This window comes from Photobacterium sp. 53610 (assembly GCF_036409375.1).
Taxonomy (GTDB): Bacteria; Pseudomonadota; Gammaproteobacteria; order Enterobacterales; family Vibrionaceae; genus Photobacterium.
The window spans coordinates 266,506-286,152 of the sequence record NZ_JAXOFS010000005.1; the positions used below are offsets into that span (position 1 = coordinate 266,506).

The 19,647-nt window shown below is 48.9% G+C and carries 20 protein-coding genes and 2 tRNA genes; 15 read left to right on the plus strand and 7 right to left on the minus strand.

Going from position 1 to position 19,647, the window contains the following annotated elements; genetic code table 11:
- Positions 1-15: 15 nt before the first annotated feature.
- The 9 genes from SPK40_RS15285 (at position 16) to SPK40_RS15325 (ending at position 9,246) form a co-directional block, all read left to right on the plus strand.
- Entirely contained in the window at positions 16-1,281 is a 1,266-nt protein-coding gene (locus SPK40_RS15285) for a D-amino acid dehydrogenase (protein ID WP_330961058.1), read from the plus strand.
- A gap of 408 nt (positions 1,282-1,689) precedes the next feature.
- A complete protein-coding gene (locus SPK40_RS15290) occupies positions 1,690-2,409 on the plus strand; it encodes a DUF2799 domain-containing protein (protein ID WP_248142792.1) in 720 nt (239 codons plus the stop codon).
- 277 nt (positions 2,410-2,686) lie between these two features.
- On the plus strand, positions 2,687-3,517 hold the full coding sequence (locus SPK40_RS15295; protein WP_330961039.1) for a class I SAM-dependent methyltransferase: 831 nt from the start codon (positions 2,687-2,689) through the stop codon (positions 3,515-3,517).
- An 87-nt stretch (positions 3,518-3,604) separates the two neighbouring features.
- Positions 3,605-4,069, plus strand: a complete 465-nt coding sequence (locus tag SPK40_RS15300; RefSeq protein WP_330961040.1) for a GNAT family N-acetyltransferase — start codon at positions 3,605-3,607, stop codon at positions 4,067-4,069.
- Positions 4,070-4,324: 255 nt separating this feature from the next.
- The gene (locus SPK40_RS15305) at positions 4,325-4,714 is read left to right on the plus strand and encodes a DUF6232 family protein (RefSeq protein ID WP_330961041.1); all 390 of its coding nucleotides are present in this window, start codon (positions 4,325-4,327) and stop codon (positions 4,712-4,714) included.
- A gap of 544 nt (positions 4,715-5,258) precedes the next feature.
- Positions 5,259-6,518: a hypothetical protein gene (locus tag SPK40_RS15310; protein ID WP_330961042.1), complete on the plus strand. Its 1,260-nt coding sequence runs from the start codon at positions 5,259-5,261 to the stop codon at positions 6,516-6,518.
- Between the two features lie 79 nt (positions 6,519-6,597).
- On the plus strand, positions 6,598-7,101 hold the full coding sequence (locus SPK40_RS15315; protein WP_330961043.1) for a hypothetical protein: 504 nt from the start codon (positions 6,598-6,600) through the stop codon (positions 7,099-7,101).
- Positions 7,102-7,302: 201 nt separating this feature from the next.
- Positions 7,303-7,947: a CatB-related O-acetyltransferase gene (locus SPK40_RS15320; protein ID WP_330961044.1), complete on the plus strand. Its 645-nt coding sequence runs from the start codon at positions 7,303-7,305 to the stop codon at positions 7,945-7,947.
- A 414-nt stretch (positions 7,948-8,361) separates the two neighbouring features.
- Positions 8,362-9,246, plus strand: a complete 885-nt coding sequence (locus SPK40_RS15325) for a DUF2167 domain-containing protein (protein WP_330961045.1) — start codon at positions 8,362-8,364, stop codon at positions 9,244-9,246.
- A 68-nt stretch (positions 9,247-9,314) separates the two neighbouring features.
- On the opposite strand, the gene SPK40_RS15330 is transcribed toward SPK40_RS15325, so the two are convergent.
- Positions 9,315-9,506, minus strand: a complete 192-nt coding sequence (locus SPK40_RS15330; RefSeq protein WP_248142784.1) for a hypothetical protein — start codon at positions 9,504-9,506, stop codon at positions 9,315-9,317.
- Positions 9,507-9,725: 219 nt separating this feature from the next.
- Between SPK40_RS15330 and SPK40_RS15335 the strand changes: the two genes are divergently transcribed.
- Positions 9,726-10,283, plus strand: coding sequence for an NAD/FAD-utilizing enzyme (locus tag SPK40_RS15335; RefSeq protein ID WP_248142783.1), 558 nt, complete (start codon positions 9,726-9,728; stop codon positions 10,281-10,283).
- 73 nt (positions 10,284-10,356) lie between these two features.
- Here SPK40_RS15335 and SPK40_RS15340 read toward each other — a convergent pair whose 3' ends face one another.
- Genes SPK40_RS15340 through SPK40_RS15360 form a run of 5 tightly spaced genes read right to left on the minus strand, consistent with a single transcriptional unit; the run spans position 10,357 to position 15,000 of the window.
- The gene (locus tag SPK40_RS15340; protein ID WP_248142782.1) at positions 10,357-10,704 is read right to left on the minus strand and encodes a cytochrome C oxidase subunit IV family protein; all 348 of its coding nucleotides are present in this window, start codon (positions 10,702-10,704) and stop codon (positions 10,357-10,359) included.
- A 24-nt stretch (positions 10,705-10,728) separates the two neighbouring features.
- Positions 10,729-11,451 (minus strand): heme-copper oxidase subunit III family protein, encoded by a 723-nt coding sequence (locus SPK40_RS15345; RefSeq protein ID WP_330961046.1) that lies wholly within the window; start codon positions 11,449-11,451, stop codon positions 10,729-10,731.
- A gap of 36 nt (positions 11,452-11,487) precedes the next feature.
- Complete coding sequence (locus SPK40_RS15350; RefSeq protein WP_248142780.1) at positions 11,488-12,105, minus strand: cytochrome c oxidase subunit 3; 618 nt, start codon at positions 12,103-12,105, stop codon at positions 11,488-11,490.
- On the minus strand, positions 12,102-13,862 hold the full coding sequence (gene ctaD / locus SPK40_RS15355; protein WP_330961047.1) for a cytochrome c oxidase subunit I: 1,761 nt from the start codon (positions 13,860-13,862) through the stop codon (positions 12,102-12,104). Before ctaD ends, SPK40_RS15350 begins: the two co-directional genes overlap by 4 nt.
- A gap of 19 nt (positions 13,863-13,881) precedes the next feature.
- Complete coding sequence (locus SPK40_RS15360) at positions 13,882-15,000, minus strand: cytochrome c oxidase subunit II (protein WP_330961048.1); 1,119 nt, start codon at positions 14,998-15,000, stop codon at positions 13,882-13,884.
- Between the two features lie 321 nt (positions 15,001-15,321).
- Between SPK40_RS15360 and SPK40_RS15365 the strand changes: the two genes are divergently transcribed.
- From SPK40_RS15365 to SPK40_RS15375, 3 genes are all read left to right on the plus strand, one after another.
- The gene (locus tag SPK40_RS15365; protein WP_330961049.1) at positions 15,322-16,236 is read left to right on the plus strand and encodes a DUF808 domain-containing protein; all 915 of its coding nucleotides are present in this window, start codon (positions 15,322-15,324) and stop codon (positions 16,234-16,236) included.
- 56 nt (positions 16,237-16,292) lie between these two features.
- A complete protein-coding gene (locus SPK40_RS15370) occupies positions 16,293-16,967 on the plus strand; it encodes a hypothetical protein (RefSeq protein WP_330961050.1) in 675 nt (224 codons plus the stop codon).
- A 259-nt stretch (positions 16,968-17,226) separates the two neighbouring features.
- Positions 17,227-18,006, plus strand: coding sequence for a siderophore ferric iron reductase (locus SPK40_RS15375; RefSeq protein ID WP_330961059.1), 780 nt, complete (start codon positions 17,227-17,229; stop codon positions 18,004-18,006).
- A gap of 112 nt (positions 18,007-18,118) precedes the next feature.
- Here the strand turns inward: SPK40_RS15375 and SPK40_RS15380 are convergent, their stop codons facing one another.
- Complete coding sequence (locus SPK40_RS15380; protein ID WP_330961051.1) at positions 18,119-18,841, minus strand: YebC/PmpR family DNA-binding transcriptional regulator; 723 nt, start codon at positions 18,839-18,841, stop codon at positions 18,119-18,121.
- A 322-nt stretch (positions 18,842-19,163) separates the two neighbouring features.
- On the opposite strand from SPK40_RS15380, the gene SPK40_RS15385 reads away from it, so the two are divergent.
- Both SPK40_RS15385 and SPK40_RS15390 read left to right on the plus strand, forming a co-directional pair.
- A tRNA-Ser gene (locus tag SPK40_RS15385) sits at positions 19,164-19,254 on the plus strand.
- 38 nt (positions 19,255-19,292) lie between these two features.
- Positions 19,293-19,369 (plus strand) — tRNA-Asp (locus SPK40_RS15390).
- Positions 19,370-19,647: the final 278 nt, after the last annotated feature.

The window sequence follows — 19,647 nt, forward strand, 5'->3', positions numbered from 1 at the left end:
AAAAGAGAGTAAATGATGGAAGTGATTGTATTGGGAAGTGGTGTCGTCGGGCTGACATCAGCCTGGTATCTGGCTCAGAACGGCCATCAGGTGACGGTGATTGATCGTCAGTCCCGCAGCGCCGAAGAAACCAGTTTTGCCAATGCCGGTCAGATCTCCTACGGCTACTCTTCTCCCTGGGCTGCCCCCGGGATCCCCGCCAAAGCGATGAAATGGCTGGTTCAGAAGCATGCCCCGCTGAAGATCAAACCTTCGCTGTCGGCGGATCTGTACAGCTGGATGGGAAAAATGCTGGCGAACTGTAATTACGTCAGCTATCAGCGGAATAAATCCCGGATGCTGCGGGTGGCGAACTACAGCCGTGAATGTCTGATCGAATTGCGCAAACATCATGCTTTGAGTTATGAAGGCCGTCAGCAGGGCACCTTGCAATTGCTGCGGACTCAGGCACAGCTTGATGCGGTCGGCAAAGACATCCAGGTTCTGGAAGAAAGCGGGATTCAGTACGAGTTGCTGGATGTTGAAGGATGTATCCGGGCCGAGCCTGCGCTGGCAAAAGTGCGGGAGAAAGTTGCGGGTGGCTTGCGTCTGCCGAATGATGAAACCGGAGATTGCTATAAGTTTTGTCAGCAATTGACTGCACTGGCAGAACAGGCGGGCGTGAAATTTGCCTTTAACACTCAAATTCATGGGCTGCGCCACGAACATGGCCGGATTGTTGCCGTCGACACCGATAAAGGTGAGTTCAAAGCGGATGCTTACGTGGTGTCGATGGGCAGCTATTCAACGGCTATGCTGTCGACCCTGGGCTTACAGTTACCGGTGTATCCGGTCAAAGGTTACTCGCTGACTATGCCGCTGAAAGACAGTGACGGCGCGCCGGTTTCTACGGTGATCGATGAAACTTATAAAGTCGCGATGACCCGTTTTGACGACCGGATCCGGGTGGCGGGTACTGCGGAGCTGGCGGGTTTCAACCTGCACCTGACTGAACAGCGAAAAGAAACGATCGCGATGGTTGTTGATGATCTGTTCCCGGAAGGCGGCGATCTGAACAAAGCGGAATACTGGACCGGATTACGTCCGATGACGCCGGACGGTACGCCCGTGATCGGAAAAACCCCCTTTGAGAATCTGTATACCAATACGGGGCATGGCACGCTGGGATGGACAATGGCTTGTGGCTCCGGTCGTTTGCTGGCTGATATTGTCAGCGGGAACGATACAGATATCGATACTGATGGGCTGTCGATTCACCGTTATCTGCACAACACACGTTAAACCTTCTTTTCTGGTTCCGGTCAGCGAATTGCTGGCCGGATGATCCTGCCAGTTTTCTTCCTGATTCTGACAGCGGGTGGCCATTTCCCCGCATTTGCTGCCAAGCAGCCGCTCTGCAGTGAAAGACGGTTCTCACAAACCTCAGCGAATCAATCACATCGTATTGAATATAAATCGTAGATATGAGACGGGTTGTAGTATATGTTTACCGCCAACCACAGTCTTTTGCCGAATCACATGTGGGTTTCACAGGGTAAATAAAGCAAGCTTACCCGCCGCTCTATTTCAGGAAGAACAGGAGTGGTGTGTTGAAAGATTACCAATGCGTGCTGTATCGAAGGACAAAGGGTTCGCATTGAAAGGTTCGGCACATTGAGAAGCCAAAAGAAAATCAGGAAAGAAAAGTCCATGAATAAACGTTACGTTATGCCTGCCGGTGTGGCATTACTATTAACCCTTTCTGGGTGCTCTGCGATCAGTGAAGAAGAGTGCCGGTTGGGAGACTGGTATCAGATTGGTCTGGTGGATGGTCAGAGCGGTAAGAAAAGCTATGCTGCGACTTACAGTGAAGAATGCGCAGAATATGGCGTCACTGTAGACTTAAAAACGTATCTGGATGGCCGGAAAGAAGGGCTGAAGACCTACTGCACTTATGAAAATGGCACGCTTGTCGGTCAGGCAAATCAGAGCTACGAGAATGTTTGCCCGGCTGATTCAGCGAAGGAGTTTCTGTCTGGGTATACCCCATACCACAATCTGGCCGAAGCAAGATCGAGACTGAGTTCGATTGAAAGTACAGTGAACAGCTACAAAGAAAAACTGGGTGACACACAGCTTTCGAAAGACGATAAAAAAATGTTCAAAGCATCCCTGAAGTCTGCGAAATCGTCTCAGGAACGTGCAGAGTTTGAAGTCAACCGCTTTGAATATGAACTGGCGATTCATAAAATTGACCGAGAGATTGGTCAGATTCATCAACAGCTGACAGTTGATAATATTTCCGATGCACAAAAATCAATGCTGAATCAACGGCTGGTGAAACTAAACGATAAACGTAAATTCTATGACACCTTGTCGACAACAGAAAACACGATTCAGAATATCAAGAACATTGCTGATATGTTCTGATCGGTTAATTGTGTCTGAACACTGAGTTTTGCTGACGGAACAGGGACCACACATGGTTTCTGTTCCGTTTTGTTTTGAAGGTGAAACTCGCCGGGTGTGATGCAGACGGTTTGCTGATCCGGGCTCGAAACAGTTTCCCGGTCCTTGATGAATGAAGCCGTATTCAGCGCAATGCGAAGGCAATTTTCGTTGCAGTCGCATCCCTGTGACAACCGTTCCCTAGCCTGATGACGCCATATTTGAGTAACTGCTTACTTTCGAATTTCAGGAGTCAGCTATGTCGAAAGATATCAACGAAGCGATTCAGACGCATTATGCTCATCCGGACATTGGGGATGTGATTTTGTCGGCGCTGGAAAAAGCGGGAAAAGATATCAACCGGCTGTCACTGGATGATTTAGCCCCGGTTGATGAGTTCCACATACGGGGGCGTGCGGCAACGCTTGAACTTGCACAGGCAGTTGGTCTGAGTACGAATTGCCACGTTCTTGATGTCGGTAGCGGCATTGGTGGGACTTCTCGTTGTCTTGCGAAAGAGTTTGGCTGCCGGGTCACGGGGATTGATTTAACCGAAGAGTACTGCCGTGCAGCGAGGATGCTTTCTGCGAAGGTCGGGTTCACTGAACGGATTGATTATCGCCAGGGGGATGCGACTCAGCTGCCCTTTCAAGATGACACCTTTGACGTGGTCTGGACAGAACACGTGGCGATGAATATTTCCGATAAGCCCCGTTTGTACGGCGAGATGTACCGGGTACTCAAGCCGGGCGGGACAGTGGCGATCTACGACATTCTTGCCGGTACGTCCGGCCCTGTTCTGTTTCCTGTGCCTTGGGCGCGCACACCGGAGACCAGTTTCCTCGTACAGCCATCTGAGTTACGTGATCTGCTGGAGCAAGCGGGATTTGAAATCTCAGGCTGGTCAGACACAACCGAAGCCGCCTGTGAATGGTTTACTGCCTTGGTCACCAAAATACAGCAAGAGGGACTGCCGCCGCTGGGATTTCATTTACTGATGGGACCTGAGTTTCAGCAAATGGCTCAAAATCAGGGGCGTAACCTGAAAGAGGGCCGGATAGTGCTGGCGCAGGTTGTTGCCAGAAAATAAATATCCGGGCGAAACAACAAGGCGAGCCAATGTGGATTGATGATATTTTCATCACGATACCCGTATTCATTTCAGTCAGAGAGATACATGGAAGTCAAAATTGCAACGCTGTCTGATACAGCACAGTTATCGGTTCTGTTTCATGCCTACCGACAGCTTTCTGTCAGTTTAGATAACGACCAACCTGAAGCGGCTTCGAAAGACTGGATCGAAGCACGAATCCGGCATCAAGATGCAACGTTCTTTATCGCTGAAGATGCGGGAGAAATGATTGGCTTTGCCACTTTATATCAAAGTTTCAGCTCAGTTTCTCTGCAGACATATTGGACGCTGAATGCTCTCTATGTTGTGGAGAAAGCAAGAGGCTTAGGTGCTGGTTCCGCCTTACTGGCTGCAGTAGACGCCTATGCACTGGCGACGCACTCAAAGGGGATCGCACTGGAAACTGCTTGCGAGAATGTCGCGGCACAGCGCCTTTATGAGGCCCTTGGTTATCAGGAGAACACGAAATATAAGCAGTATTTCAAAAAGTCATTGGATAAACAGAGCTGACCTTTTGCAGAATCATTGTCGTGAATATCTCAGTCGCTTTTCTGTTTCAGGGGACGATGTTAAAGATAAAACCTGTGCGGGTCACTTATCGGGGAAAAACCTACCGGGTAAGTTTGCTTTCTCTCTTTATGCTGTCTCTGGAATAGGATTGAGATATCAAATTTGTGTTTTTTGCCTGTGAACAACGAAAGTGTCACGGTACTAGGTATCACGGCGTCATTCAGGGAAATTTCATGACAGGATGTATAAAAACAAATGACAGAAATTAAATTGACCCGGGAACATCTTCTTATTGGTCAGCGTGCTTTTACGTTGAATCGAATTCAATCGGTTTGGGGCCGAAAGCTGACCTGGAAATGTCAGTTCACCCGTATGTTGGCCATCATGTTTCAGTATTCAGCCGTTGGCTGGGCAATTCAGTACTGGCTGATGTTTCCTGAGGGCTGGGGGCTTGTCTTGCCGTTGAGCCTGATCGGCATTGGTGCTCTCTATTATCTGGTAACCCTGAGACGTTTTGAATTAAAGGCGCTACTGACTGCAGTTGATGAAACCGGTGAGCAGCCGATTACGCTCGCAAGCTCAATGACAAAGTCTGACTGGGCTAGGTTCCAAGATTTTGAAGCGCAGTTTCAATCAAGGTCATGAATATGCCCCGGTGAAGGTTGAAATATAGATGGGTGTGTGTGATTGATAAATCCGTGTTCAAGGTATTTTTTAGTTTGAACGCGGTTATTCAGTTTCAATTAAAACAAATGAAAACCTGGCTGTTTTCATGAGAAATATTTATAGACTATGGTTAGTGACTTAAAAAATGATAGGTCTTAAAAGTAATAAATGATGGTTCATGATAAATTTTTTTAACTTCATGTTGTTTCATTAACTAGTTTCCAAGCTATGCAGTTAATTTTGGTTGGAAGAATGTATAAAGATGGTATATCACGGCTAAATTGAAATTATTTATACTAAAATAGTTAAGTTTGAGCTGAAAATCACATCGCTTAAAAATTAACTGAAATTAAGCCATATACTCGCTAAGTTTCAGCGTTTATTATTTGATTCTTATGAATCACTAAGTGTCAATGACTCTGTTGTATTGAATGAGCCAGAGTTGGTCACATGAGCTCAGAAAAAATATAAATTGGTTGTTGGTGTGATTTTTTATAACAAATTACCTTGGGGTTTTAATTCAATGGAAAAAGTGCCATCAAAAACACTCGCCCATGGTGAGACAGAACATCAAGATGACATACTCCGAGTTGGCTTGTCGCCGCTTCCTGTGGTGACCGGGCGAAAACCGATTTCGAACAATCAGTTTGTTGCAAAAAACAAGGAAGGTTCCTTAGATGTCCGTTTAGTGAATGCGGATGTACACATCATACAATTGTTTTTTATGATGACTATTGCTTTCTTTATCATGCTCGCGTTTCTTTGGGGGAATGTTTCTTTAGACATGCTTTATGTTGTAACCCCACTTTATTTTGCAATAAGTATGGCGGTATTTATTCCATTTATATTGAATGTGAAATCTCAAGTTGGAAATGTTGATGAAAAACTCCCATTTCGATTTCATTCACAAAAGCGAGAAGTATTATTCAATTACACGAATGAGAATAAAAAAATTCCAATTCGCCCTGATTTAAATGGATTTCATCTTATTGACCCTTACCCATTGGCAGCAATGATGTTAATCTTAGCCGGATTAACATTTATGCTGGGTGATATTCGTCGAGGTTTCTATAGCTGGATTTTTTATTCTGGACTTATATCTTTTATCATTGGTTTGTTTCCTGCTTACATTACCAGTAAACCCTGGCTTCAATATTTCAAAGCGAAAAGAGGTTTGAAAATATCCGTAGAATTATTCGCTGTACCCTGGGAGGAGGTCTATGTCGAGTACCTGCGGGGCGATGGCGTCAATCCATGGGGCATGATAAGCCTGCAAAACCTGACCTTTAGTGCGCCAATTCCCGATCATCCGGAACAAGAAAGAGTGCTTTTCAGCATTCCGGTATACTCCAAAGAAGAAGCACTCAGCTTGTATGAATTGTTCAGAGAATATATGGAAAAAGGTGTGTCGGGGATTGAGCATACCGCAGCGGGTCACATCTCGGATCATCGGGGGGAATATAGCCGCGAGGGCTATCGCCAGCTAATTCGAAAGCGCATGCGAGAGACACCGTTTATTTTTCCTTTCTGGTGGATTTTGAATGTGATCACCTTGCGTTACTTTGCTCACTGGTATCTGGAGTATCTTATCGATACATTGCAGGAAAAAGCGATGGCGCGGGAAGATTTTATTGCCTGGTCACAGCCGATCCCTGAAGCTGAATGGCGTCCAATGTCTCCAGAGCTTCAGGCAGCAAATGCGCAAGTGGAAGCCTTATATGCACAGGGGCTGCGATGGGACAGTGATGAAGTGCAAGAGGTGATTCAGCAATATCATCGCTGAGTTTGATTTCTTCCTTAACAGGCGATTGGCTTTCCCGAATCGCCTGTATTTTAATCCAACATAGTCTGGTTCATCTGTGATGAAAAAATTACGCCCGACCATTCCTGTTGCGGAATGGAAACTGGCAATTCATTTACAAGCGACTCTGAATCTTCAAAATCAGCCGGGAGTGCCGGCAGATGGGTGTTTGTGTGCATGGTGCGCGAGATGGAAAGCTTGCTGGCGACAGGTACTGCCCGAAAATTTACAGGCGCAGCTAAACCGGGCTGGAGTTGATTTGACACATCCGACCGATGTATATGCCTTTGGAGCGGATGAAAATGAACCGAGCATTCGTGTGATTTACCATGCTGTTGGCAAGGTGCTGGATGGTCCGAATCCGTGGCAGAGAACGGAGACGGGCAAGCGCTTCATGTATCGTACATTGCGTCAGGAACCTCATGTGGCTTTTCTGGTGTATCCGCAACGCCAGTCAGATATACAGGCTCCTGTTCTGAAAGACCGATCGGCTGGCGAATTGATTTGTTTCGACTTTCGGCTGGCCTTGCCAAATCAGGTCTCTCAGGCACCAACGGCGCGCTGATTTTTGAAAGTGGTGAGTTTGATTGTACGACAGTTGGGCGTTAGAATCCTGCTGCGTGATTTATTCGAAGCATACTGATGAAACTGATCCCACTGTTAAAACAACCTCGTATTCACTGACGCATGAGTCTCTGAAATAAACATACCGCCGCAGTGGAGGTTTCCCCTGTGGTTGTCACTATTTGAGCTTATGAGGTCGTTCATGAGAGAAAAACATTGGTCGAAAGTGCAGTTATTGCATGAAGTTGTCACGAATCCGAATATCACTATCAAAGGTACCCACAGTTATTACAGCGACTGTTGGGATCACGGCTTTGAAGAATCTGTTGTCCGTTACCTGCACGGAGATGAAATCAGTCGTCAGTGGGAGCCGAAATGGCCGATTGATAAACTGTATATCGGCGATTATGTCTGCATTGCATCTGAAGTCATCATCCTGATGGGCGGGAATCATACCCACAGAGCCGACTGGTTCTGCTTGTATCCGTTCATGGACTTTATCGAAGAAGCTTATGTCGGCAAAGGAGATACTGTGATTTACGACGGTGTCTGGCTGGGGATGCGGTCAATGATCATGCCGGGTGTGACGATTGGAGAAGGAGCGATTGTCGCGGCCAACAGTGTCGTGACTCAAGATGTCGAACCTTACAGTATCGTTTCTGGGGCTCCGGCAAAAATCGTAAAATATCGTTTTGAACCGTCCGTCATTGATGAACTGATGGCGTTCCGGATCTATGACTGGCCGCCGAAGAAATTTGAATCGCTGAAAAGATATTTATGTTCATCTGATCTGACACAATTAAAACAGGCTGTCGCAGCATACGATTTATCTGTTCATCATGGCTGACAATCATCTGTAACTTGCTGGGGATACAATGGTGTTCCCAGCCTTCTGAAATATTTCTGAACTTTGCTGAAGACAGTGCTGTTGCCTGCGCTTGAATTGTACTTCTGACGTTAAATTGCTTTTTCATTTTTTAGAATATTCTGATTTGAAACCCATCGGCATCTGTTCGGCAGCAGGAATACAAGAAGAAGTTTTTTCTTCACAGAAAAGAAAATAGCACACCTAAAACACCCAAAAAATAAATGTAACAACTTGTTTCTGTGTGAAGAAGGTCGTAAAGTTCAGCGGCTATTAATTTCGCAGAAATCCGCTTTGATTGATTCAGTGTCTGACATGAGTATTCAGCCATCTGGCCTGAGCTATTCAGTTGCAGCCTGTTATTTCAATGAAGGTGAGATTCATGATGGAGTAAAAATGAATATCAAACACTTTGTTGTCCCTTTGTTCCTACTTTTTTCGATGACTTCTTTTGCAAAGGACACCGCTGAACTCACTGAAGAAGAATATGTTCAGTGGGCTCAGGAAACCTGGGATTCGCTGAAACCACAAAAGGGTGACATTCCGTTATCCGCCGCAAAGGCGACACTGCATATCCCAGAGGGTTTTTATTACCTTTCTCCGGGTGACAGTGAAACCGTGCTGGTGGATGTCTGGGGGAACCCGCCAGGGCAAAATACGCTGGGCATGATTTTTCCTGAGGACATGACACCTTTCGACCCGAATGCCTGGGCTGTCACAATCAGCTATGAAGAAGACGGCTATGTGTCGGACGAAGATGCTCACAAGATTGATTATGACGACATGCTGGATCAGATGAAGTCAGACACTGCAGCAGCAAGCAAAGAGCGTGTGAAGCAGGGATATGAAGCCATTGAGCTGGTTGGCTGGGCAGCTTCGCCTTTTTACGATGCCAGTGCGCATAAATTGCATTGGGCAAAGGAAATCAAGTTTGGCAATGAGGACGTGAATACCCTGAACTACAACATTCGGGTGCTGGGTCGTCAGGGCGTTCTGGTGATGAACTTCATTGCGGCGATGGATCAGAAACCAGTGATTGAGTCAAAACTGGATGATGTTCTGGCACTGGCAGAATTTGATAACGGCGCGAAGTATGGTGATTTTGATGCCAGCATCGATAAAGTTGCCGCTTACGGTCTGGGTGCTTTGATTGCGGGTAAAGTTGCGGCGAAAACCGGCCTGATTGCTGCAGCTTTGCTGCTGTTTAAGAAGTTCTGGATCGTGATCCTGGCTGCGGGCGGTGCGCTGATCAGAAAAGTATTTCAACGCAAGTCATCTTAAGTCGTTCGCTGTTGGTGTCAGCGACTGACGGACACGGGTATCGCTTATCTCATGATGAGGCCGCTGGTTTAACAGCGGCCTTTTTTTGCCTGTCCGGGTGGGCAGAATCCACCGGTGCTGTGGCTGTGATCGTCATGATAATCGCCATTGGTGGAAGCTTTGATATTCACGCCATCCACATTGCCTTCCACACGCGTCAGTTGGCAGCCAGTCAGAGACAGGCTCGCAGCCAGCAGGCCAAGCAGAGTCAGCTTTTTCATTATTGTCGCCATCGTACTGGAAAAACGGGCACTCTAATGGATTCATTCCGGAAATGTGTTAGCCGATTGTCAATTATTGGTAAAGTGCGGACTGAGTGCTTTTGGCAGGATAATATGACACTTCTTTCAAACTTTAGTTTTCTTCTTGAAGCAAAATTCCGAAAAGTCCTTGTAAACTGATAGTAACCTTCTTCATTCACTGCCTTCAGGAGGCAAATTATGAAACGGGTTTTTTATATCAGTGATGACCTGGATGAACTTGAGCTGGTTGAACATGAGCTTGAGTTAAGTGGCTTTACAGCGCCGCAGATTCATGTGCTCAGTAACAAAGATGCTGAAGTCTCCAGCCATAAACATTTGCATCCGGTGCAATCAGTGATGCGGAATGACGTGGTTCACTCCACCGAAATTGGTGCAGTGATTGGTGTGATTGCAGCTGCAGGTATTTTAATTGCGGCTTATGCGTCTGGCGTGACGGATGCGGTCGGTTGGGCGCCATTTATTTTACTGGCAGTCGCGATGCTGGGATTCATTACCTGGGAAGGGGGCCTGTTTGGCTTCCAGGAACTGCATTATCAGTTCCGTCGCTTCAAAAATGTTCTGAAATCCGGCCAGCATGTACTCATGGTTGATGTGGAACCCGAGCAGGAATTGCAGCTGGCCAGCATTACACTGGCACACGATAAGCTGAAACCTGCGGGCACAGGTAAATCCCCGCCGCACTGGCTCGTCGTGATGCAGGAGAAATGGCAACGGATGATGAAAACATTGCCTTAGGAAGATTAACTTTAAAACATTGCCTCAGACTTCTTGCTTCAGAAACTTGCTGGCAATGCAGTCTGCCGGGCCATCAGCCGCCCGGCAGACTGAAAAACCATTCTCTTAATGCATAAATATAACTGGCCTCACTCACCATCAGTCCCACCAGGACCAGCAGCACTAATGGGGGGATGAAAATGGTGTATACCAGTGCCAGGCGTTCCCAGCGCATATGCATAAAGACGGAAGCGATCAGTCCGGCTTTGAGCAACATGAAGAGGACGATCAGGCTCCAGCGCAGTAAACCCTGCAGGTGAAAATAATCGACCAGGTAAGACAGGGTACTGAGGAGAAACAACAAAGCCCAGACTTTGAGGTAAAGGCTGATGGGGTGCTGTTGTTTGGCCGGTGTTTGGGTGAGTTCTGCGTCTGACATCATAACCTCCCGGATTCTCAGTTTGGCCTACCACAGATAGAAAAATGCAAAGATAAAGACCCAGACCAAATCGACGAAATGCCAGTACAGTCCGGCGATTTCGATGATTTCATAGCGTCCTCCCTGAACACCGGCAGCCTGGGGATCGACCTGTTTCTTCTCATATTTACCCAGCGCAACCCGGATGGCGACAGTGGTCAGGTATATCACCCCGACACTGACATGCAGACCATGAAATCCGGTGATCATGAAGAAAGCCGCGCCGAACTGGGAAGCGCCCTCCGCATTTCCCCAGGGCCGGATCCCTTCTGCGATCAGTTTGCTCCATTCAAATGCCTGCATGCTGACAAAAGTGACCCCCAGCAAGGCGGTGACCAGCATCAAGAGTGCGGCGGTAAAGCGCTTGCGCTGATAGCCGCAGTTCACGGCCATAGCCATGGTGCCGCTGCTGGTGATCAGCACAAAGGTCATGATGGCGATCAGAATTAACGGAATTGAATGGCCGCCAATTGTCAGGGCGAACACTTCACTCGGCAGGGGCCAGTTTTCGGTGGTGGTCATACGCACTGACATGTAGCCCACCAGAAAACAGCCGAAGATAAAGGTATCGCTGAGCAGGAAAATCCACATCATGGTTTTATTGGCAGAGACCTGAAATGCCGCTTTGTCGCTGGCATAGTCTTTCACCACACCGGTCCAGCCACTTGAGGCCGCGAGTGTGGGGGCCTGAGGTTGTCGGGTTTGACTCATGACTCAATCCTCATTCGGTTTCGGGCGTAATACGCTTCAGGTGAAACGTAACAGTCCCAGCAGAAACAACCAGATGAACAACAGAAAGTGCCAGTACCGGGCGCAGAAATGTAACCAGATATGTAGGTTATCCCGCTGTCCCTGCCATACCTGATACACCACAATGGCCAGCGCAATGACACCGCCAGCCACATGAATGGCATGTAATCCTGTCAGCAGAAAGAAAAAGCTGTTGGCCGGGTTCGTCTGAACGCCCTGATGAATACTGATCAATGCCTGCCAGGCCCAGAGCTGCGCCAGAATGAATCCGACAGTGAAGCCGACCGCCAGCAGGAGCTCTGTCTTACAGGCAGCAAGTGAAGGCAATAACCGGGCTTTACGGGTGGCAAAATGCAGGGTGATACAGCTCAGCACGAGCAAAGTGGTACTCAGGAGCAACTGCCAGGGTTCATTGAGCGGTTGCCAGTCACTGACTTCATGCCGGATGTAATAGGCCAGGGTAAAGAGGGCGAAGAGTGCACTGATCACACCCATCAGAATCCACAAACCGGTGGAGGCAACGGTTAACTTGCTTGCTGGCTGGTAACGTGCATCCGGCTCCGGACTCAGATGCCCGGAAGCCAGGGTTGAAAAAACAGGTTTGTTGCGGCTCATGTTTCAGACTCCCCGGGCTGCGGCTGTACATCCGGCATTTCTTCCGTATCCGGCGGCTGATTCTGCGGCAGAAAGTCTTCTTTGGCACCGGGCACGTTAAAGTCATAAGCCCAGCGGTATACTACGGGTAACGCTTCGCCCCAGTTACCGTGCTTCGGCGGTGTGTCCGGCGTCTGCCATTCCAGCGACGTTGCCCGCCATGGGTTACTGCCGACAGCCTGCTCATGGCGATAGCTCCAGTACATATTGAAAATAAAGAGTAACTGGGCGGCACCAACAATCAGCGCCGCCACGGTGATGAAAGTATTCAGATACTGTGCGGATTCCGGAATAAAGCTGTAATCCCCGTAGGCATAGTAGCGTCTCGGCATGCCCATGATGCCCAGATAGTGCATGGGGAAATAAATTGCGTAAGTACCCAGAAAGGTGATCCAGAAATGGATATGGCCCATGGTACTGTTCAGCATGCGGCCGGTGACTTTAGGATACCAGTGATACAGGCCGCCAAAGATTGCCAGAATCGGTGAAACCCCCATCACCATATGGAAATGTGCCACCACAAAGTAAGTGTCCGACAGCGGTATATCGACGATCACATTGCCCAGAAACAGGCCCGTTAATCCGCCGATCACAAAGGTACTGATGAAGGCGAGGGCAAACAGCATCGGCAGCGTCAGATGAATATCACCCCGCCAGAGCGTAAAGAGCCAGTTGTAGACCTTGATGGCGGTGGGAACGGCAATGACTAAGGTGGTGATGGCAAAGAAGAAGCCAAAATAAGGGTTCATGCCACTCACATACATATGGTGTGCCCAGACAATGAAACTCAGGGCGCCAATGGCCAGAATGGCCCACACCATCATTTTGTAGCCAAAGATATTTTTGCGGGCATGAATACTGATGAGATCCGAGACAATTCCGAATGCGGGCAGGGCCACGATGTAAACTTCCGGGTGGCCGAAAAACCAGAATAGATGCTGGAACAGAATCGGGCTGCCGCCGCCGTGGTCGCTGAGCTGTCCCATTGAAATGACCGCAGGCATGAAAAAACTGGTGCCCAGCAACTTATCGAACAGCATCATGACAGCGCTGACGAACAGAGCCGGGAAGGCCAGTAATGCCATGGCTGACGCTGTAAATATCCCCCAGACAGTTAACGGCATCCGCAGCAGGGTCATGCCCCGGGTCCGAGCTTGCAGGACAGTGGTGACATAATTCAGGCCGCCCATCGTGGCTGCAATGATGAATACAGCCAGCGAGACCAGCATCAGGACGATCCCCCAGTCTGTGCCGGGTGTTCCCGGCAGGATGGCTTGCGGTGGGTAGAGCGTCCAGCCAGCTCCGCTAGGCCCGCCGGTGACAAAAAAGCTGGCGATCAGAATCAGCGAGGCGAGCAGATAAAACCAGTAACTGAGCATATTCAGGAACGGGAACACCATGTCCCGTGCACCCACCATCAGCGGGATCAGATAATTCCCGAATCCTCCGAGAAACAAAGCGGTCAGCAGGTAGACCACCATGATCATGCCGTGCATGGTCAAAGCCTGGTAATAGGCATTGGCGTCGATGAAATCAAACGTCCCGGGAAACCCGAGCTGCAGCCGCATCAGCCAGGACATGACCAGAGCAATCAGACCCATGAAAATGGCCGTCAGTGAATACTGAATGGCAATGACTTTATGATCCTGGCTCCAGACATATTTGGTCCAGAATGATTGCGGATGTCCGTAACCGTGTGTTGTTGTTTGTTCAGTCATATCCCCTCCGCCGCGTGCACTACTGCGCCAGTGACCGGATATAAGCGATCAGGGCCTCAATTTCCTGATCATTGAAAGTGTAGACGGGCATTACCGCCGGGTAACCTTTGACCAGCTCAGCACTGGCCTCAAGAATGGCACGTCGCAGATATGTTTCATCCACCTGTTGACGGGTATCGTCTGACATGGTTTCGGTTTTTCCGTACAGTTTCAGCCAGGTTGGCCCGATACCGGGTTTGCCGTCGTGACTGTGGCAGGCGATGCAGCCGTTCACTTCAGAAAGCTTTTTGCCCATCGCAATGAGGTCTTCTGCGGACAGTGTGCCGGTTGCGGTTGCAGACTCAGCGGGCTGCTGTGTCTGGGCAAAGGTAGGCTGCGCTGCCAGCCAGCGGCCGAATTCTGCTTCATCTTCAACAATGACACGGCCACGCATATTGAAATGGCCGACACCGCAAAGCTCAGCGCAGAGAATATCGAACTGACCCCGCTCAGTCGGTCTGAGCCAGAAATGGGACACTGTCCCCGGAACCAGATCCATCTTTGCTCGGAACTGAGGCACATTGAAATCGTGCAGGACGTCTTTTGAACGCAGCAGCATCTTATGCGGCGCGTAGAGTGGCAGATGCAGCTCGGGGGTCAGGATGATGCGATCGTCGGCACCCGCCGGATCATCTGGATCGAGGCCCAGCGGATTGGTCGCGGACACAAAACGCGCATCACTTTTTCCCAGCTGCTGGTCGTCGCCGGGAAAGCGAAACCGCCAGCGCCATTGCTCACCGACGACCTCAACAATGCGTGCATCATCCGGTACGTTTACGAATTGCCCGTAGACCAGAAGCCCCGGTGCCAGCAAAGCTATAATCCCGACGGAAGTGATGCCGATCAGCCAGGCCTCCAGCTTTTTACTGTCCGGCTGAAAACGGGACGTTCTGCCCGGTTTATGGCGAAAACGGAAAATCAACCAGGCAAGGATCAGATTCAGAATAACGAAAAAAGCCCCGGTGATGATAAGTGTTAAATTCAGGGCAGTGTCGATTTCGCCCCAGTTTGACGCCGCCGGCGTCAGCCACCAGGGACTGAGAAAATGAAACAGAACGGAAGCAATAACAATAAAAATCAAGGTAATGGCGATAGCCATGCAACACCTTCAACCGAAACTGGTCGCATCCTTGAGAAGAACACAAATCGGTAAACCGAACCCTGGAAGTTATTTATTTCGCGCAGTTCAAGTGCTGTTCACGGTGTGGCATTCATGAAGATTGCCGTGACAGATCATTATATTGATTAAAATCTTAGTGGACTTCATCTCGCTCTGCGAGTCATGGGTGGGGAATCTTTCATTTCAGTTCGGAAATGAGAACCCCGGGCTGAACCGAAAAATGTTTTATGATGAATGTGATGACTCAGGACGAATAACCTGTTTCTCAATCAGTTAATTTCCCAAAAATGAGGAGGGGATGTGGCAGGCGCAAGTTTACTAACGTTGTTGGATGATATTGCAACCGTACTGGATGATGTTGCGGTGATGAGTAAAGTTGCGGCAAGAAAAACCGCAGGTGTGCTGGGTGATGATTTGGCTTTAAATGCCCAGCAGGTTGCCGGTGTACGTGCGGAGCGGGAGATCCCTGTGGTTTGGGGGGTCGCGAAAGGCTCGTTTAAAAATAAGTTGATTCTGGTGCCGGCGGCATTGCTGATTAGTGCCATCGCACCTTGGCTCATTATGCCATTACTCTTAATTGGCGGTTTGTATCTGTGTTTTGAAGGCGCAGAGAAAGTTGTTCATCAAATCATGCACGGTGGCGCTGAAGAAGAGCTGAGAGATCATGATGAATTACCTGAAGGTCTGAACCTGGAGGAATACGAGGCCAGCAAAATAAAGGGTGCGATCCGGACCGACTTTATTCTGTCTGCTGAAATCATCGTGATTGCATTGGGTACCGTTCAGGGCGCTTCTCTGCTGACACAGCTGACTGTGGTCAGTTTTATTGCAGTACTGATGACCATTGGTGTTTACGGGCTGGTGGCCGGTATTGTGAAACTCGATGATGGCGGCTTTTATCTGGTGAAACGCTATAAAACGGGTCTGGTCAATGCGTTCGGAAAAATGCTCATCACAGCGGCCCCTAAACTGATGAAAGTTCTGGCCGTTGTCGGTACTGTGGCCATGTTCCTTGTTGGTGGCGGTATTGTGGTTCACAGCGCGCCTGATTCTCACCATTGGCTGGAAATGCTGATGGAACGCCTGCATAATTTTCCTGGCGTGAGCTGGCTGGTTCCGATGCTGACGAACTTGTTTGTGGGTGTCGTCGCGGGTTTGCTGGTTCTGGGCGCGGTTTCGCTTTGGCAACGGTTGCGCGGGAATCGAGCAGCATAAACCTCTGAGTTCAGGTATGCTGGAGACAAACTGAAAGCGAATAATTAAGAATTAGCATGACAATGAAATCTCGCAGCAGACCTATTTCGGTTCTGAGCCACCTGCCTTTGCTGGTGGCTCTGGCGTTTCCATTCGGTGCCGCAGCTGAAAGTGAGACCGAAACACCGATCGTTGCTCAGTCCCAGACAGTTGGCCCGATTCTGGCGGATGCTTTCGAGCAGTCTGGCAGGGTGTGGAAGCGTAACGCGATGGCTTACGCCCGTTTGCCTGTCCGAAGTGAAATTGGCAAGGCAGTGACGACCTTCACATTAGATGGGGAAGGGAAACCTGCTGCCGCCTCTGAAGCTGAAATTCATGAAAACAGTGTGATCGTTCGGGATATGAGGCCGATTGTTGGTGCCGTCTACCGTGAATATCTGATGTCCAGAGAGGCATGGTTCGAGGTATTCGGCTTAATGGCGGATACCCTGACATTCCACAGTTATCAGTCAGTCCAAACACTTCGTGTCCTCACTGTCGATGAGGCCCTACTGGCTGCTCTCGGGAGCCAGTATGGCCAATCGGTACAACTCAATTCCAGTGATTTTCCGGGAGCCGGGGCCGATTCAGGTAGTCACACTCAGGTGATAACATTATCATTAGGTGACAGGGTCACTGATTCAGGTGTCATCGTCTCACCAGAGGTTTTGGAAAAGGACTATTCCCCGCAAGACATTGCACCGGAAGCATAAATGATCACAACCAGCCCGAGCGGCTGGTTTTTTTTGCCGTTTTCATCCTTACGGTCGATCGGTTGGAGCTATCGCTGGCAGTCTCTTACTTCTGATGGGTGCTTGAGCTGTGATCACACCGAAAGGCTGACCATGAATTTAACTAAAATGATAATTTTTACTTGAATGATAATAGTTATTATTTATTCTAGTGTGATTCACACGAGATGAGTTTTGCCCGAAGCCGGGTGAAATGAGAATTCATGAGAGTTTGGTGGACATGTCGACAGCGTTGAAAATGGATCAGAGAACGGAACATCAGAGTTTTCCTGGCATCATTGCCCGGGCGGTTCAGCCGCAGCATCTGATCCGGTTGTTCCATGACGGGGAGCGTCTGATTCCTATCATGAAAGGCGTTGAGTCACCCGACACCCTGTTCTCTATCACCCGGGACGGGCAAAATGATCAGTTGTTAGCCAGCCTCTATCAGTACTGGCAGCAAAATTATCCGGAAGCCGGGCAACCTTACTGGACAACCCGAAGCTGGTCGATGCTGACCTGGCAGCCACTGTATCTGGCTTTTGTCTGTGTCTATAGTGTGCAGGCGGTGCCGCCGCTGAGCCAGATTGTGCAGCAGTATAACAATGAAGGCTGGGTGGCTGGTTACAGCTTCAGTCAGAACAGTAAGTGGTGTGAGGGAAACACGCAAAAGCTGATTCAGTGCGCCGGGCGGGAGCTGGTGGATCTTTATGAAGAACTGCGTGAGCAGATGGAACAGCATACGCGGATTCGTCCCGGTTTTACCCGTCAGTTACTGGCTGATACCGTGATTGCAGTCCTGCTGCGTTACCACAATACCTTGCCCGAACGCTTGCCTGCAGACGTTGTACTGCAACATGCGGCTTGGTGGCTGGAAAGTCTGGGTCTACCAGGGAAACATATCAATACTTTATATTGTTCAGAAGAAGGCCAGTGGCAGCAAATGAGAGTCAGCTGCTGTATGCATTACCGTCGGGATGATGGGAAGTACTGTGCCAATTGTCCGAAGAACAGAATCTAAGCGTTAAGATATTCAGAACAGCATTTACAGCATTAATTTTGCTGGAAATGACATAGAAAAAAGCCGGGGTCGTTCAGCAACCCCGGCTTTTTTTCAGGTCAACGCGACTGCATTAACCTTCAATTTCTGCGTTGTGATAAACGTTCTGGACGTCGTCACAGTCGTTCAGCATGTCGAGGAACTTATCGAATGCTGCGACATCGTCACCCGTAACCGGATGCATGGCTTGAGGTACGAAAGTGATTTCTTCAACTTCCATGGTCACGTCAGGCATTGCGTCAGACAGCGCGTTTTTCACTTTGAAGAACTCGGTGTGCGGTGCAAACACTGTGATCACGCCGTCTTCTGCTTCAATGTCTGAAACATCAACGTCGGCCATGATCAGCGCTTCCATGACGGCTTCTTCATCGTCACCCTGGAACTGGAAAACAGCCTGATGATCGAACATGTGAGCAACAGCACCTGGAGCACCGATTTTCGCGTTGTTTTTCACAAAGCACTGGCGAACATCCATGTAGGTCCGGTTGTTGTTGTCGGTCAGACAGTCAACGATGACAGAGCAGCCGCCCGGGCCAAAACCTTCGTAACGCGCCGTTGCAAAATCTTCACCGCCGCCACCGCTTGCTTTATCAATAGCTTTTTCGATCACGTGACTCGGCACCTGATCTTTCTTTGCTTTTTCCATCAGACGGCGCAGAGACAGGTTGCTGTCCGGATCTGTACCGCCGTTTTTGGCACTCATGTAGATCTCTTTACCGTATTTGGAGTAGACCTTAATTTTTGCGCCTTGAGTTTTAGCCATTGAGGCTTTACGAACTTCGAAACTGCGTCCCATGGGGAATCACTCTCTGTAATTGATACTTTCGATAGGTGGACTGATTTTATCAGCAGCCCCAGTCCTTAGGCTAGTACCAAGTTGCAACCTTGTTCCAGTAATGCTGGCTAAGGGGATATCAGTCTGATACTGAGCTGTGAACTGAAGCTATGTTACCTTGTTTTTGCGGTGTTTTAGGAATGCTGACTACAAAAATCAGGCCGTTAGTGATTAAAAATAGCACAAAACCATAAAAAACATTCTTTTTGGTTCAAAAAATAGACATTTGAACATCTTGGTACTTTACAGTAAAAAAAGAGCTGGTATTATTCACCGCAATTACGGAGAGATGGCTGAGTGGTTGAAAGCACCGGTCTTGAAAACCGGCATACGTTAATAGCGTATCTAGGGTTCAAATCCCTATCTCTCCGCCACTTTCATCAGGTTGGCATCGCCAGCATGATAAAAAATTGGAGCGGTAGTTCAGTTGGTTAGAATACCGGCCTGTCACGCCGGGGGTCGCGGGTTCGAGTCCCGTCCGCTCCGCCAATACACGAAACCCGATGCAAAAGCGTCGGGTTTTTTGTATCTGACATTTGCTGAAAAGCGCTGCGCACTTTGGTCGCGGGCCGGATTGCCGGACCATCGAGTCCTGTCCGCTCCGCCAACACACGAAACCCGATGCGAAAGCGTCGGGTTTTTTGTATCTGACGTTTGCTGAAAAGCGCTGTGCACTTTGGTCGCGGGCCGGGTTGCCGGACCATCGAGTCCCGTCCGCTCCGCCAACACACGAAACCCGATGCGAAAGCGTCGGGTTTTTTGTATCT

Bases quoted from the DNA above. Each gene is read 5' to 3' on its own strand.
- SPK40_RS15290 (WP_248142792.1), top strand. From the start codon at position 1,690: ATGAATAAACGTTACGTTATGCCTGCCGGTGTGGCATTACTATTAACC.
- SPK40_RS15325 (WP_330961045.1), top strand. From the start codon at position 8,362: ATGAATATCAAACACTTTGTTGTCCCTTTGTTCCTACTTTTTTCGATG.
- SPK40_RS15380 (WP_330961051.1), bottom strand. From the start codon at position 18,841: ATGGGACGCAGTTTCGAAGTTCGTAAAGCCTCAATGGCTAAAACTCAA.
- SPK40_RS15375 (WP_330961059.1), top strand. From the start codon at position 17,227: ATGTCGACAGCGTTGAAAATGGATCAGAGAACGGAACATCAGAGTTTT.
- SPK40_RS15350 (WP_248142780.1), bottom strand. From the start codon at position 12,105: ATGAGCCGCAACAAACCTGTTTTTTCAACCCTGGCTTCCGGGCATCTG.
- SPK40_RS15345 (WP_330961046.1), bottom strand. From the start codon at position 11,451: ATGAGTCAAACCCGACAACCTCAGGCCCCCACACTCGCGGCCTCAAGT.
- SPK40_RS15300 (WP_330961040.1), top strand. From the start codon at position 3,605: ATGGAAGTCAAAATTGCAACGCTGTCTGATACAGCACAGTTATCGGTT.
- SPK40_RS15295 (WP_330961039.1), top strand. From the start codon at position 2,687: ATGTCGAAAGATATCAACGAAGCGATTCAGACGCATTATGCTCATCCG.
- SPK40_RS15340 (WP_248142782.1), bottom strand. From the start codon at position 10,704: ATGATGTCAGACGCAGAACTCACCCAAACACCGGCCAAACAACAGCAC.
- SPK40_RS15305 (WP_330961041.1), top strand. From the start codon at position 4,325: ATGACAGAAATTAAATTGACCCGGGAACATCTTCTTATTGGTCAGCGT.
- SPK40_RS15285 (WP_330961058.1), top strand. From the start codon at position 16: ATGGAAGTGATTGTATTGGGAAGTGGTGTCGTCGGGCTGACATCAGCC.
- SPK40_RS15330 (WP_248142784.1), bottom strand. From the start codon at position 9,506: ATGAAAAAGCTGACTCTGCTTGGCCTGCTGGCTGCGAGCCTGTCTCTG.
- ctaD (WP_330961047.1), bottom strand. From the start codon at position 13,862: ATGACTGAACAAACAACAACACACGGTTACGGACATCCGCAATCATTC.
- SPK40_RS15310 (WP_330961042.1), top strand. From the start codon at position 5,259: ATGGAAAAAGTGCCATCAAAAACACTCGCCCATGGTGAGACAGAACAT.
- SPK40_RS15320 (WP_330961044.1), top strand. From the start codon at position 7,303: ATGAGAGAAAAACATTGGTCGAAAGTGCAGTTATTGCATGAAGTTGTC.
- SPK40_RS15360 (WP_330961048.1), bottom strand. From the start codon at position 15,000: ATGGCTATCGCCATTACCTTGATTTTTATTGTTATTGCTTCCGTTCTG.
- SPK40_RS15335 (WP_248142783.1), top strand. From the start codon at position 9,726: ATGAAACGGGTTTTTTATATCAGTGATGACCTGGATGAACTTGAGCTG.
- SPK40_RS15370 (WP_330961050.1), top strand. From the start codon at position 16,293: ATGACAATGAAATCTCGCAGCAGACCTATTTCGGTTCTGAGCCACCTG.
- SPK40_RS15315 (WP_330961043.1), top strand. From the start codon at position 6,598: ATGAAAAAATTACGCCCGACCATTCCTGTTGCGGAATGGAAACTGGCA.